This window comes from Neisseria sp. HMSC064D07 (genome assembly GCF_001837185.1).
GTDB lineage: Bacteria > Pseudomonadota > Gammaproteobacteria > Burkholderiales > Neisseriaceae > Neisseria > Neisseria flavescens_C.
Map to the genome: position 1 here is coordinate 38,912 of NZ_KV831707.1, position 13,873 is coordinate 52,784.

The following is a 13,873-nucleotide window of genomic DNA, read 5'->3' on the forward strand; positions in this document are numbered from 1 at the left end:
GAATGTTGGCGAAATGGCGGCGGAGTTTGCTCGGATATTTGGTGCGCAGGAAATTGCCTGCCAAACGGGACAGCTTCATGACTTAGGGAAATATTCGGAACCCTTTAATCACCGATTACATGGTGGCCCCTCAGTTGATCATGCTACCGCCGGAGCCAAAATCGCTGTCGAGCGTTGGGGGAATGTTATCGGCAAGCTGATGGCATTTTGTATTGCGGGGCATCATGCAGGGCTGGCAAATGGAAACGGCGAAGGCGATAACCGCCGCACGTTAAAACAGCGTCTAGCTTTGCAATTCGGCGCAGATATTCCCGCTCTCGATAACCTGTGGCAACAAGAAATCAAGCTCCCTCAAAACCTGTCAGCACCGCCACTCAAAGCCGACGCACATCATCCTTTTTTCTCCTACGCCTTCTTCACCCGAATGCTTTATTCCTGCTTGGTGGATGCCGATTATCTCGACACCGAAGCCTTTTATTTAAACCTAGAAAACAAAACTATCGAGCGAGGCGGTTATCCCGATTTAAACGCCTTACAACACAATTTCAATCAATTTATCAACGCTTTCAGAAGACGTATTGCCCAAGCTTCAGAGCAAACCGAAGCTGAAAAACGCAATGCCGCCTTAAACCGCCTGCGCAGTGAAATTCTCGATTACGCCGTAGGACAAGCGGCGCAACCGCAAGGACTGTTTACGCTCACCGTGCCGACTGGCGGCGGCAAAACCTTCACTTCCATGGCATTCGCGCTGGAACACGCCAAACAGCACGGTATGCGGCGTGTGATTTACGTCATCCCGTTCACCAGCATCATCGAACAAAATGCCGCCGAATTCCGCAAAGCCTTTGGCGAATTAGGCGAGCAAGCCGTGTTGGAACACCACAGCACCTTCGACGACGGCAAACTGCAAAATGAAGCCACCAAAGACAAATTGCGCCTTGCCTCGGAAAACTGGGATGCGCCGATTATCGTGACTACCGCCGTGCAATTCTTTGAATCCCTCTTTGCCGACCGCTCCTCTCGCTGTCGCAAGCTGCACAACATCGCAGGTTCCGTCATCATCCTCGACGAAGCGCAAATGCTGCCGCTCAATCTTTTGCTGCCCATCATGCAAGCCATCAAAGAATTGGCGCAAAACTACCGCTGCAGCGTCGTCATGTGCACCGCCACCCAACCAGCCGTGCAAGCCGAAAACGGCTTCTATCGCGGCTTTGAGAACGTGCGCGAAATCGCTCCAAAACCGACCGCACTTTTCGACAAACTGCGCCGCACCACAGTGCAACACATCGGCACACAAACCGACGCCGACCTGCTCGCTAAACTTGGCGAACACCCGCAAATGCTCGTCATCGTCAACAACCGACGCCACGCCCGCAGCCTGTACGACCAAGCCAAACACCTTGATGGCACGTTCCACCTGACCACCTTAATGTGTGCCAAACACCGCAGCCAAAAGCTCGATGAAATCCGAGGCCGTCTGAAAAAGGGCGAACCCTGCCGCGTCATCGCCACCTCCTTAATTGAAGCAGGCGTTGATGTCGATTTTCCGCTGGTGATGCGCGCCGAAGCAGGTTTAGACAGCGTTGTGCAAGCTGGCGGACGCTGCAACCGCGAAGGCAAAAGGCCGTCTGAAAACAGCTCTGTCTGGATATTCGCGCCCGAAGAACAATGGAAAGCCCCGCCCGAACTTGCCACCCAAGCCGCCGTAATGCGCCTGACCGCCGACAGCTTTTCAGACGACCTCTTATCCACCCAAGCCGTCGCCGCCTACTTCGCCGAGCTTTATCAATTAAAGGGCAGTGAACTGGACAATAAAAAAATCCTGAAAATGCACAACGATACAGGGCAAAGCCTCGATTTCCCATTCCAAACCATCGCCGACAAGTTCCGCATGATCGAAAGCCATATGCAGCCGCTGATTATTCCGTTCGATGTTGATGCAGAAAACCTCATTAGCAGCCTGCACCACGCCGACCACATCGGCGGATTCTTACGCAAACTGCAACCCTACACCGTCCAAATCCCCGAAAAAGCTCTAGCCGCTTTATATAAAGCAGGACGTATCGAACCGATTAACGATAAAAACTTCGGCAAACAGTTTTATATGTTGATTGGGCTAGATTTGTATGATGAAGTGGCGGGGCTTTCTTGGGAAGATACGGCGTTTTTGAAGGGAGAGAGTTTGGTTTTTTGATGTTGCTTTCTTTGATTATGCGATAGTTTTAAAATTTACCTATAAGTTATTCATAATTATTTTGTGAGGAAATAATGTGTTTTTCATTTGAACATATGAAGTGGTTAGTCAAGAGTAACCAACAATTAAAAACATCAGATGGAAAATCTGTTGATATTTTTGAATTTCGTCATGTGAAGGATGAGCAAACACTTTCTGCATGGGCAAAACACTTTAGAAACCATTATTGTTTGGATTCACAAATTGATTCCCTGCGTTGTGGGACAGAATATTCTCGAGAAGAGTATCTTAATAAGATAAAGTTTCCAGATAAATCGATTGCCCCAGGTCCAAGTATAAGAGCAGGTGATTTTGCTGAGATTTTAGCGGCAGATTATCTTGAATATATCTTAAAACATTGGGTTCCTAGAGTGAGATATTCGCATAAAACTGTTAGCAATGAATCCACAAAAGGCTCTGATACTATTGGTTTTATGTTTTCTTCTGATGGAAATAATTCTAAAGATACTTTAACTATTATCGAATCAAAAGCTAAATATACTGGTAACCATGAAAATCGACTACAGACAGCAATAGATCATTCAAGTAAAGATATTATACGCAAGGCAGAAACTCTTAATGCTATAAAACAAAGATTTCTTGACAAAGAAGATATTCATAATTCACAACGCATCGAACGTTTTCAAAATGAAGCTGATAATCCATATATTCAAAATTTTGTAGCAATAGCTCATTTAGATAATAGTAATTTTACAGAAGATGTAATTACCTCTGCCAATTCATCATCACATTCTCATGCAGATCAACTTTTTTTAATTGTAATAAAAGGTGATGAAATGATGAAATTAGTTCATGAATTATATGAAAGAGCTGCAAATGAAGCCTGAAAATAAATCCTATAATTTGCTCAATGTGACTCGAGCAAAAGCCAAAATGTTTGAATACCACGTACCTGAAAATGACCATATCAAAATTCCTGAAGATCCAACCAAGCTACTTACTATCTCAATTGGTTTACTTGGAGATTTTGCAGCAGCGATAAATAGAGGGGAATCTGGAAATGAGCAACTTTCAGAACTAAAAAAGAATTTACTTTTTTCTGCACACTTTTTTGATTTCTACCTCCAGTCAAATTTAGCTATTAATCTTGACTCATATTTAATGTTACTTGGAGCTGCATCTTATTATTTATGCGATTTACAAGGAAGTGCATCTGTTCTGATAAAAGATATAAATCGTGAGTCTTTAGATTTAAATGGAGAAGGTTTAGAGACCCTTCTATTTTGTTTGTTACATTCAGAATATGATTATACAGATAAACATCTATTTTCTGATTTAAATAATAATATTATTAAAAATATTATCTATTTTTACAAAGAAGCCTCTCATGAGCATGAACTTATTAATTCAGTGGTTAAATTAAGAAATGAAGTTTATATAAATGGCACACCTAGACAACTTCTTTTAGGTGACCTAATTGCCGCTATAGTAAAAAAGAAATTGGAAAATTCAGCTTGGAAAAACTTACCACTTTATTCAGGAGTATCCAAAGAAAAATGGCAACCTATTTTACAAAAAGATTCATTCATTAAAGAGTTTTGGCCAGCACAGCATTTGTTAGGTAAGGCTGGCATTCTTAAAGGAAAATCTGCAGTTATTCAGATGCCAACTAGTGCAGGTAAAACAAAATCAACAGAGCTAATTGTTAGAAGTGCATTTTTATCTGGACGTGCAACTTTAGCTGTTATTGTTGCACCATTTAGAGCTTTATGTAATGAGATAAAAAATACTCTAGCCGATGCCTTCTATAATGAACCAATAAAAATAGATGAACTGTCAGATACATTACAGATTGATTTTAAATTTTCTGACCTACTTGGTCATCAGCAAATCTTAGTCTTAACGCCAGAAAAATTATTCTATATTCTAAAACATTATGTTGATTTAGCTTCAAAAATAGATTTATTGATCCTTGATGAAGGGCATCAATTTGACAGTGGGACTCGAGGCGTTACCTATGAACTTCTTTTAACTTCACTGAATTTAAAGATTCCTCAAAAAGCTCAAAAAATCCTTATTTCTGCGGTAATAAGCAATGCTAAAGATATTGGAGAATGGCTAAATGGGGAATCTAACGTTGTTGATGGTGAAGCATTAATCCCCGCATTTAAATCCATTGCTTTTGCTAGTTGGTTAGATCAACAAGGGCGTATTGAATATGTTAATGCCACTGATATAGATCGAAATGAATTTTTTGTACCAAGAGTAATTGAAAAAATTGAACTAAATAAGAAAGGAAGAGAACGAAAAAAACGTTATTTCCCTGAGAAAGGAGATGGTCAGTCTATTGCTATTTATCTTGGTTTTAAACTGGTTTCAAATGGCAGTATTGCTATTTTTTGTGGTAGTAAGCCCACAGCTGTCAGTATTTGTGAAAAAGCTATAGATATCATTGAGCGAAATACCCATTTAAAGCAACCAAAAGAATACTCAAATTACCAAGAAGTTATACGCCTAAGAAATTTACATATTTTAAATCTTGGTAAAGATTCATCCGCTTCAATAAGTTCACAGTATGGTATTTTTTCTCATCATGGGAATGTTCCACATGGAATCCGCCTTGCCGTAGAATATGCAATGCGTGAAAACCTTATTCGCTTTGTAGTTTGTACATCTACGTTGGCTCAAGGGGTAAATCTACCTATTCGCTATTTAATTGTAACTAGTATTTATCAAGCTGGTGATCGTATAAAAGTTCGTGACTTCCATAATCTTATTGGACGTGCAGGTCGTTCCGGCATGCATACAGAGGGAAGTATTTTATTTGTAGATCCAGAAGTTTATGAAAATAGAAAGAATTCTAGAGAGAAATGGCGTTGGAAACAGATAAAGGAACTTCTTAATCCTAATAATTCAGAGCCTTGTATTAGTAATCTATTATCAATATTTGATCCTATCAAAAGTGATGATGGTAAATATTATATTAATATTAAGATATTAGATTTTGTCGCAGCATATATTGATAGTTCTAATGATATTCATAAATGGATAGATGAAATAGTACAAAAACATCATGATAAGAATTTTTCACATGATGGTGTTACACAACAAATATTTTGGAAAATTAATCTAATATGTTCACTCGAGAATTTTTTACTATCTTTTGAAAGTAATGAAGAGGAGCTTACAGAGCTCAATGCAATTGCTCTAGCAGAAGGCACATTAGCATTTTACTTAGCAGATGAGGAAAAGAAAGAACAGTTGCGTTTATTATTTAAAATCTTAGTAGATAACATTGTTACTAACATGAAAGACTCGAATATTCGAATAGTTTATGGAAAAACATTTTATGGAATTCGTGATTCTCAAGCTATTTTAAAATGGCTGAGTGAATACTCAGATAAAATTGTAATGGCTAAGAATAATAATGAAATTATAGAATCTTTATGGGAAATAATGAAAAATTATATTCGTAATAAATCATTTAATAAATTTAATAAGCCAGATATCTTACTTGAAATGGTAAAAAAATGGGTTTCTGGATGTTCTTTTAGTGAAATTTATCAATTTTCCAAAGATAATGATTGTAAACTTGGTTATGGTACTAGACCTAGGAAAATTAAAATTGAAAATATTGTTGATATTTTTGAGGGAGGGATTGCCTATGATGCATCTCTATTTGTTAGTACATTAGCTGAATTTACTAATTTACTTGAACGAAATGACAAATTTAAATTATTTAATATACTTCAGTTTTTTCAAAAGCATCTAAAATATGGTTTACCTACAAAGACTGCTATTGCACTTTATGAAATGGGGTTTGCAGATCGTGTTATTGCACAAGACTTAGCATTATCTTTAGGATTAATTTCAATTGAAAAACAAAAGATAATAGAAGAGTTAAAGAAAAATAAAGAAAAATCCCAAGAAGTAATGGCTAAATATCCAAGTTACTTCCAAAATGAAATGCTAAGAATATTAGACAATTAGAAACTTAGTTTAAAAGTGCGGTCATTTTCGCTAACGTTTTCAAAACGTCGTCTGAAACCGCACTTCCCAACCAAAAGGAGAACCAAATGAACCAAATCCGCCTACACATTTGGGGCGATTATGCCTGTTTTACCCGTCCGGAGATGAAGGTGGAGCGGGTGTCTTATGATGTCATCACGCCGTCGGCGGCGCGCGGGATTTTGGCGGCGGTGCATTGGAAGCCCGCGATTCGGTGGGTGATTGACCGGATTTATGTATTGAAGCCGATTCGGTTTGAGTCGGTGCGGCGCAATGAGTTGGGCGGCAAGATTTCGGCGGGCAAGGTCAGCGGCGCGATGAAACGCAAGAGCGTTGCCGATTTATATACGCTGATTGAAGACGACCGCCAGCAGCGCGCGGCGACGGTGCTCAAAGACGTGGCGTATGTGATTGAAGCCCATGCGGTGCTGACGGCAAAAGCGGGGGCGGATGAGACCGTTACCAAGCATATCGAGATGTTCAAACGTCGTGCGAAAAAGGGGCAATGTTTCCAGCAGCCTTGTTTGGGCGTGCGTGAATTTCCTGCCGATTTTGCGTTGATTGACGAAGGTGAGCCGCTGCCGCCGTCGGCGTTATCGGAAAGCGAGGCAAGCCGCGATTTGGGCTGGATGCTGCACGATATTGATTTTGACCACGGCAACACGCCGCATTTTTCCGCGCACAAATGAAAGATGGCGTGATTGATGTGCCGCCGTTTTACGCCGAGGAGGTAAAAGCATGATTCTTGCGTCCCTTGCCCGTTATTACCGCCGTTTGGCAGCACAAATCGATGACATGGGCAACCCGAAAGTACCGCCTTATGGCTTTAGCGAGGAGAAAATCGGCTGGATTTTGGTGTTGGATAAAGAAGGTCGTCTGAAAACCGCTGTGCCGAATCTGACTGCCGATAAAAAGCCGCAGCCGAAGCTAATGAGCGTGCCGCGCCCCGAAAAACGCACGTCGGGTATCAAACCGAATTTTTTGTGGGATAAAACCGCCTACGCGCTTGGCGTGGAAGCCAATAAAAACAAAGCCGAGGCGAAGGAAAAGCCGTTTACGTCGTCTGAAAAAACTTTTGATGCCTTTAAGCAATACCATCTCGATTTACTGCAAGAAAGCGAAGATGAAGGCCTGCAAGCCTTGTGCCGTTTTCTGCAAAACTGGCAGCCTGCACATTTCGCTGCCGAAAATCTGCCTGCCGAAATGCTCGATGCCAACATCGCATTTTCTCTTGAAAAACCGACCGCACTTATCCATAAACGCGAAGCCGCACAAACTTTGTGGGCAGGCTGCCTGAAAAGCGATGAAGCGCTTGAGGGTTTGTGCCTGATTAGCGGCAACACCGCCCCGATTGCACGGCTGCATCCCGCGATTAAAGGCGTGTTTGGCGGACAAAGCTCCGGCGGCTCGATTATTTCGTTCAACAAAGAAGCCTTTGCCTCTTTTGGCAAGGAGCAAGGCGCAAATGCGCCTGTTTCCGAACAATCCGCCTTTGCCTACACTACCGCGCTGAACTATCTGTTGCGCCGCGAAAATAATCACAGTTTGACCATTGGTGACGCCAGCACGGTCTTTTGGGCGGAAGCGGATGATAATGCGACGGCGCAGGCTGTCGAAGGCTTTTTCGCGCATGTATTCACGCCCCCAGATGACGAACAAGAAAGTGCCAAAGTTTTCAACGTATTGGAACAGATCAGCAAAGGTCGCCCGCTGCAAGAAATTGCGCCCGAACTATCTCCCAATACCCGTTTTTATATCTTAGGGCTTGCCCCTAATGCCGCGCGGATTTCTGTTCGGTTTTGGCTGGACACCACGTTTGGGCAGTTGGCGGAAAATTTGGCGCAGCATTGGCAAGATTTAGCCCTTGAGCCTTGCGCATGGAAAACGCCGCCGTCGATTTGGCGACTCTTATTGCAAACTGCCGTATTGGGCAAAAGCGAAAATATCTCGCCCGTATTGGCAGGCGAAATGACCCGCGCCGTGATTTGTGGCACGCTGTATCCCTTGAGTTTGCTGTCGCAACTGATTACCCGAATCCGCGCCGACGGCGACGTGAATGGTCTGCGCGTGGCAATGATGAAAGCCGTATTAGAGCGGCGTTTTAGAAAAGGTTTTATCGAAGAAGGAGTTCCTATGAGTTTGAACAATGAAAGCCCGAATCGCGCCTATCTTTTAGGGCGGCTGTTTGCCGTGTTGGAGCGCATCCAGTATCAGGCGCTGGGCGAATTAAATGCCGGCATCGCCGACCGCTATTACGGCTCTGCATCCGCCGTGCCGTTTTCGGTTTTTCCGCGCCTTTTGTCAGGCACAAAACACCATTTATCGCGTTTGCGTAAAGACAAAGCCGGTATGGCGGTGAATTTGGATAAAGATTTGGGCGAAATCATTGCCAAACTGCCCGAGACTTTTCCGCGCCATTTGAGCATTGACGAGCAAGGCCGCTTCGCCATCGGCTATTACCATCAAAAACAAAGCTATTTTGCTAAAAAAGAAACCGCTGAAACCATTGAAAACTAAGGAGCCAGAAAATGTCTGCCATTCAAAACCGCTATGAATTTGTTTACTTTTTTGATGTAACCAACGGCAACCCCAACGGCGATCCCGATGCGGGCAATATGCCGCGTCTTGATCCTGAATCCAGCAAAGGCTTGGTAACTGACGTCTGCCTGAAACGCAAAATTCGTAATTTTGTAGAAATCAGCAGCGAAAACGAAGCCGGTTACGAAATCTACGTGAAAGAAAAAAGCGTGTTAAACCTGCAAAACAAACGCGCTTATGAAGCACTTGGTATTGAATCTGAAGCCAAAAAACTGCCAAAAGACGAAGCCAAAGCCCGCGACATTACAGCTTGGATGTGCAAAAACTTCTTCGATATCCGCACCTTTGGCGCCGTGATGACCACCGAAGTCAATAGCGGACAAGTGCGCGGCCCGGTACAACTGGCGTTTGCCCAATCCATCGACCCGATTGTGCCGCTGGAAGTTTCCATCACCCGCATGGCGGTAACCAACGAAAAAGACTTGGAAAAAGAACGCACTATGGGGCGCAAATACATCGTCTCTTACGCGCTCTACCGTGTGCACGGCTTTATCTCCGCCAACCTTGCCGCTAAAACTGGTTTTTCAGACGACGACTTAGCCAAACTCTGGCAAGCCCTGCAACTGATGTTTGAACACGACCACTCCGCCGCCCGTGGCGAAATGGCAGCACGCAAACTGATTGTCTTCAAACACGACAGTGCGCTCGGCAGCCAGCCTGCACATAAATTGTTTGACGCCGTGAAAGTCGAACGCGTAAACGGCGAATCAGGTACGCCCGCAAGCGGTTTTGGCGATTACAAAATCAGTGTGGTTTCAGACGGCCTCAATGGCGTGAGTGTGGAAGAATATTTGTAAAAATGTCTGAAAAGATGACCTCTTGTATCGCAGAAGCGGAAAAGGAAAATCAAGATAGACGCCTGATTCCCCTTTCTGCCCTGCAACACTACGCTTTCTGCCCGCGTCAATGCGCGTTGATTCACAACGAGCAAGCGTGGGCGGAGAATTATTTGACCGCGCAGGGCAAGGCGCTGCATGAGCGGGTGGATTCGGGCGAGCCGGAAACGCGCAGGGGCGTGCGTTTTGAGCGGACGGTGCATGTTTCAGCGGAGAAACTGGGCATCAGCGGCGTGTTGGATTTGGTGGAAGTGGAAACGAAAACAGGCCGTCTGAAACCTGTGGAATACAAACGCGGCAAGCCCAAACCCGACCCGATGGACGAAATCCAGCTTTGTGCTCAAGGTTTGTGCTTAGAAGAAATGACGGGGCAAGCCGTTAACGAAGGCGCGCTGTGGTATATGCAAACCCGCCACCGGGTCCCCATCGTGTTTTCAGACGACCTGCGCGCCCAAACACTCGCCACCATCTCCGCCGTGCGCGAACTCTTAAACAGCGGCCAAACCCCGCTGCCCGACCACGGCAAACGCTGCAAAGCCTGCTCGTTAGTGGAAATTTGCCAGCCGGAGTTGCTGGGGAAACGGGATAGGAGTGTGGGGTATGTAAAGGGGTTATTTACTAATGATTAAAGGATATAAACATGAATTGCATATATTGTAGGGAAGAGAAACAAATTGATGAATTCAGCTTGGAGCATGTTGTCCCACAGTTTCTTGGTGGAAATTTTGTATCAGATAAATTTAAAACACGAAATGTGTGCAAAAAATGTAATAACAATCTAGGACTTTTTGTTGATGCTGCATTTGAAAAAGATTGGTTGGTATTCAATCATCTAAAGAGTCAGGCGCATGCATTTTTTAATCCGAAAGCACCAACATCTCTTCCTTTGCATTACATGGGGCATAGTGTAATAAATCCACCGCATATGGTAGATGGAGAAATATGTGAGTATTGGTTAGGACCACTAGGGGAGCAAATCTTTTGGATTAGACCGGATGATGAAAAGCTATATTGGTACGCTGGAGGAAATCCGCGTACAGTTAAAAAGCAGAAAACAAGAGCATATTTTATTTTTGCTGAACGTTATTTAAAAAATTTTGAGTTGGCATTACTGTCATTTAAAGATGCTTTTGAGGGCAAGCCTGTCAAGAAAATTATGTGTACTCGTTTAGACGAAGAAAATATTTTACCTAGAATAGGCTTTTCAAATCCTGATGACATAGATCAAGAAAGAATAGAATTCTTTTTAGAAAGTGTAAGAGGTGGAAAAGAACAGCATTGCAAATACCATAAAAACGCATTTGCTGAAAATCGATTTATTGCGAAATTAGCACTTGGAATTTTGCATTGTTTATTCAATAAGAGCAAATTTTCTAGTGAGTACATGGAAGAGCTTTATAAGGGCTTGTGGTATAGAACAGGAGATAATATCCCTAAAATCCGCGGTTCAGGGGCACTTCATGAAGGTAAAGATTTAAAAAGGTTATTAGGTGTTCCGTATGGCACGACTATATCTATTTTAAAGAGTAACAATCTATTGATTATGAATTTAAATATTGGCACAGAACTTAATTATTCTATTCAATGTGGAGAAATTGAAGAGTTAGATAGTCAAGAGGCAGAAATATTTGATCAAGGCGGATTATGTATTGTTATTTATAAACCTTTACAACGTTTTATTGAGTTGGGACTGTATGAATTTATAGCACATAAAAGTGGAGATTATATTAATAATGACTTATCTGAGATTGAAAGTATGCTCCACAATAATGAGGATTATTTTAAGAATTTATAACTGAGAGTTGGTTAGGTTATGGAGTTCCTCTTAACCCAACATACCGTCTTCAAGTAGTCTGTATGCGCCGTTATCCCCAAAGTGCGGTCAAAATCTAAGGAGTTTCCCCATGCGCAAACTGCAAAACACGCTCTACATCACCACCCAAGGCAGCTATCTGCATAAGGAGCGGGAGACGCTGGTGGTGGAGCAGGAGCGCAAGAAGGTGGCGCAGTTGCCGGTGCATTCCATAGGGCATATTTTCTGTTTCGGGAATGTGTTGGTGTCGCCGTTTTTATTGGGGTTTTGCGGTGAAAATAATGTGAATTTAGCGTTTTTTACGGAAAATGGGCGTTATTTGGGACGGCTTCAGGGGCGGCAGAGTGGCAATGTGCTGTTGCGTCGGGCGCAGTATCGGGTGTCGGAGCAAAATCCCGTGCCGATTGCGCGCAATATCATTGCGGCGAAGATTCAGGCGAGTAAACGGGTGCTTCAGCGGCAGATTCGCAATTATGGCGAGAATGCGGCGATTCAAAGTGCGGTCGATGCTTTGAACATTTCACTGCGGCAGTTGAAGGGCGCGGCGGAGCTGGACGTGGTGCGCGGTATTGAGGGCGATGCGGCGGCGCGTTATTTCGGCGTATTTGGGCAGCTTTTGAGCGAAAAAAGCGGTTTTGTTTTTGACGGGCGCAACCGCCGTCCGCCCAGAGACGGGGTGAATGCGCTGTTGTCGTTTGTGTACAGCATTCTGGGCAAGGACATCAGCGGCGCGCTGCAAGGCGTGGGGCTGGATCCGCAGGTGGGTTTTCTGCACGCCGACCGACCGGGACGCGACAGTTTGGCGCAGGATATTTTGGAAGAATTCCGCGCGTGGTGGGCAGACAGGCTGGTGTTGTCGCTGATTAACCGAGGGCAAATCAAACCGCAGGATTTCGTTACCGAAGCAAGCGGCGCGGTGAGTTTAAAAGCCGATGCGCGTAAGCTGTCGTTTCAAGCCTTGCAGGCGAAAAAGCAGGAGAAAATCGTTCATCCGTTTTTAGGCGAGGAAGTGGAAATCGGGCTGCTACCGTATATTCAGGCAATGCTGTTGGCGCGGCACTTGCGCGGAGATTTGGCGGAATATCCGCCGTTTTTGATGAGATAGGTTTGCAGGTCGTCTGAAAATGGGTTGGATGTTTTCAGACGACCTCTAAAGCAGCCTGCACATGGGAATACAAAATGCTGATGCTGATTACTTACGATATTTCGCTGGAAGATGCGGAAGGACAGGCAAGGCTGCGGCGCGTGGCAAAATTGTGTTTGGACTACGGCGTGCGCGTACAGTATTCGGTGTTCGAATGCGACATCGCGCCCGATCAATGGGTTGTTTTAAAAGACAAACTCTTAAAAACCTACAACCCCGAAACCGACAGTCTGCGCTTTTACCATCTGGGCAGTAAATGGCGGCGCAAAGTGGAACACCACGGCGCAAAACCGGCGGTGGATGTGTTTAAGGATACGTTGATTGTGTAAATCGCCAACCTGCGGTTCTCATGAAAATGCGGCAGGGTTGGCGAATTGGGATTGTTCTTTAATAATCAGGATATTGCGAATGCGGGCGTAACGGAAAAGGCTGTGTTATACTCGCGTTCACGCTTTTCTTAGGAGCTTAGCGAAATCGGGGCTGCGAAACCTGATGGAACAAGGCTTTTAAGAGAGGCTCAGCCGCCTTCGGGCGGCTGTGTGTTGAAACTTATTGTGCAACGTCGCTTTCGGCAACGTCGGATACAGCCGCCTTCGGGCGGCTGTGTGTTGAAACCAATCTAACAAGGCTCGTTCGATGTTTGGGGTTAACAGCCGCCTTCGGGCGGCTGTGTGTTGAAACTTATTGTGCAACGTCGCTTTCGGCAACGTCGGATACAGCCGCCTTCGGGCGGCTGTGTGTTGAAACCAATCTAATAAGGCTTGTTCGATGTTTGGGATTAAACAGCCGCCTTCGGGCGGCTGTGTGTTGAAACGCTGTATGCGTAGAATGTATCTGCTTTGATACATCAGCCGCCTTCGGGCGGCTGTGTGTTGAAACAAATACTACACGCCGCCATCTTTCGGATTTTGAAGCAGCCGCCTTCGGGCGGCTGTGTGTTGAAACTTTGGTATATACAAAGCTAGTCAAGCATTTGCGAAGCAGCCGCCTTCGGGCGGCTGTGTGTTGAAACAGCTAACACGGATTTACCCATACCGGGTCTTGCACAGCCGCCTTCGGGCGGCTGTGTGTTGAAACGGTATGATTACCAACGTGGGTTAAGCCTAATCAGGCCGCAGCCGCCTTCGGGCGGCTGTGTGTTGAAACCACATTTTGAAAAATTTCATTTGATTGCAAATCAAGCAGCCGCCTTCGGGCGGCTGTGTGTTGAAACCGACGATTGGGGAATGTTTGACAAGCGCTATTTTCAGCCGCCTTCGGGCGGCTGTGTGTTGAAACAT

Annotated in this window: 9 protein-coding genes, 1 pseudogene and 1 CRISPR repeat array; all 10 genes and pseudogenes read left to right on the plus strand. The window is 44.5% G+C overall.

Features of this window, described 5'->3' with window-relative positions:
* Positions 1 to 2,194: CRISPR-associated helicase/endonuclease Cas3 (locus HMPREF2608_RS09725; RefSeq protein WP_070826850.1), on the plus strand; the 2,194-nt coding region annotated here is incomplete at its 5' end.
* A gap of 95 nt (positions 2,195 to 2,289) precedes the next feature.
* Positions 2,290 to 3,081: a Hachiman antiphage defense system protein HamA gene (locus tag HMPREF2608_RS09730; protein ID WP_210402783.1), complete on the plus strand. Its 792-nt coding sequence runs from the start codon at positions 2,290 to 2,292 to the stop codon at positions 3,079 to 3,081.
* The gene (locus HMPREF2608_RS09735) at positions 3,056 to 6,184 is read left to right on the plus strand and encodes a DEAD/DEAH box helicase (RefSeq protein ID WP_084824621.1); all 3,129 of its coding nucleotides are present in this window, start codon (positions 3,056 to 3,058) and stop codon (positions 6,182 to 6,184) included. The genes HMPREF2608_RS09730 and HMPREF2608_RS09735 overlap by 26 nt, the downstream gene beginning before the upstream one ends.
* 86 nt (positions 6,185 to 6,270) lie before the next feature.
* Positions 6,271 to 6,944 (plus strand): annotated as a pseudogene (gene cas5c / locus HMPREF2608_RS09740) (type I-C CRISPR-associated protein Cas5c).
* Entirely contained in the window at positions 6,941 to 8,719 is a 1,779-nt protein-coding gene (gene cas8c / locus HMPREF2608_RS09745) for a type I-C CRISPR-associated protein Cas8c/Csd1 (RefSeq protein WP_070826855.1), read from the plus strand. The pseudogene cas5c and the gene cas8c overlap by 4 nt, the downstream one beginning before the upstream one ends.
* Before the next feature lie 11 nt (positions 8,720 to 8,730).
* Positions 8,731 to 9,597, plus strand: coding sequence for a type I-C CRISPR-associated protein Cas7/Csd2 (gene cas7c / locus HMPREF2608_RS09750; RefSeq protein ID WP_070826856.1), 867 nt, complete (start codon positions 8,731 to 8,733; stop codon positions 9,595 to 9,597).
* A 14-nt stretch (positions 9,598 to 9,611) separates the two neighbouring features.
* Positions 9,612 to 10,265, plus strand: a complete 654-nt coding sequence (cas4, locus tag HMPREF2608_RS09755) for a CRISPR-associated protein Cas4 (protein WP_070827036.1) — start codon at positions 9,612 to 9,614, stop codon at positions 10,263 to 10,265.
* Positions 10,266 to 10,276: 11 nt separating this feature from the next.
* Positions 10,277 to 11,431: an HNH endonuclease gene (locus HMPREF2608_RS09760; protein ID WP_049344180.1), complete on the plus strand. Its 1,155-nt coding sequence runs from the start codon at positions 10,277 to 10,279 to the stop codon at positions 11,429 to 11,431.
* Between the two features lie 109 nt (positions 11,432 to 11,540).
* A complete protein-coding gene (gene cas1c / locus HMPREF2608_RS09765; RefSeq protein ID WP_049344181.1) occupies positions 11,541 to 12,554 on the plus strand; it encodes a type I-C CRISPR-associated endonuclease Cas1c in 1,014 nt (337 codons plus the stop codon).
* Between the two features lie 74 nt (positions 12,555 to 12,628).
* A complete protein-coding gene (gene cas2, locus HMPREF2608_RS09770) occupies positions 12,629 to 12,922 on the plus strand; it encodes a CRISPR-associated endonuclease Cas2 (RefSeq protein WP_003685729.1) in 294 nt (97 codons plus the stop codon).
* A 189-nt stretch (positions 12,923 to 13,111) separates the two neighbouring features.
* Positions 13,112 to 13,871: direct repeats of the CRISPR family, unit length 31 nt; unit sequence CAGCCGCCTTCGGGCGGCTGTGTGTTGAAAC.
* Positions 13,872 to 13,873: the final 2 nt, after the last annotated feature.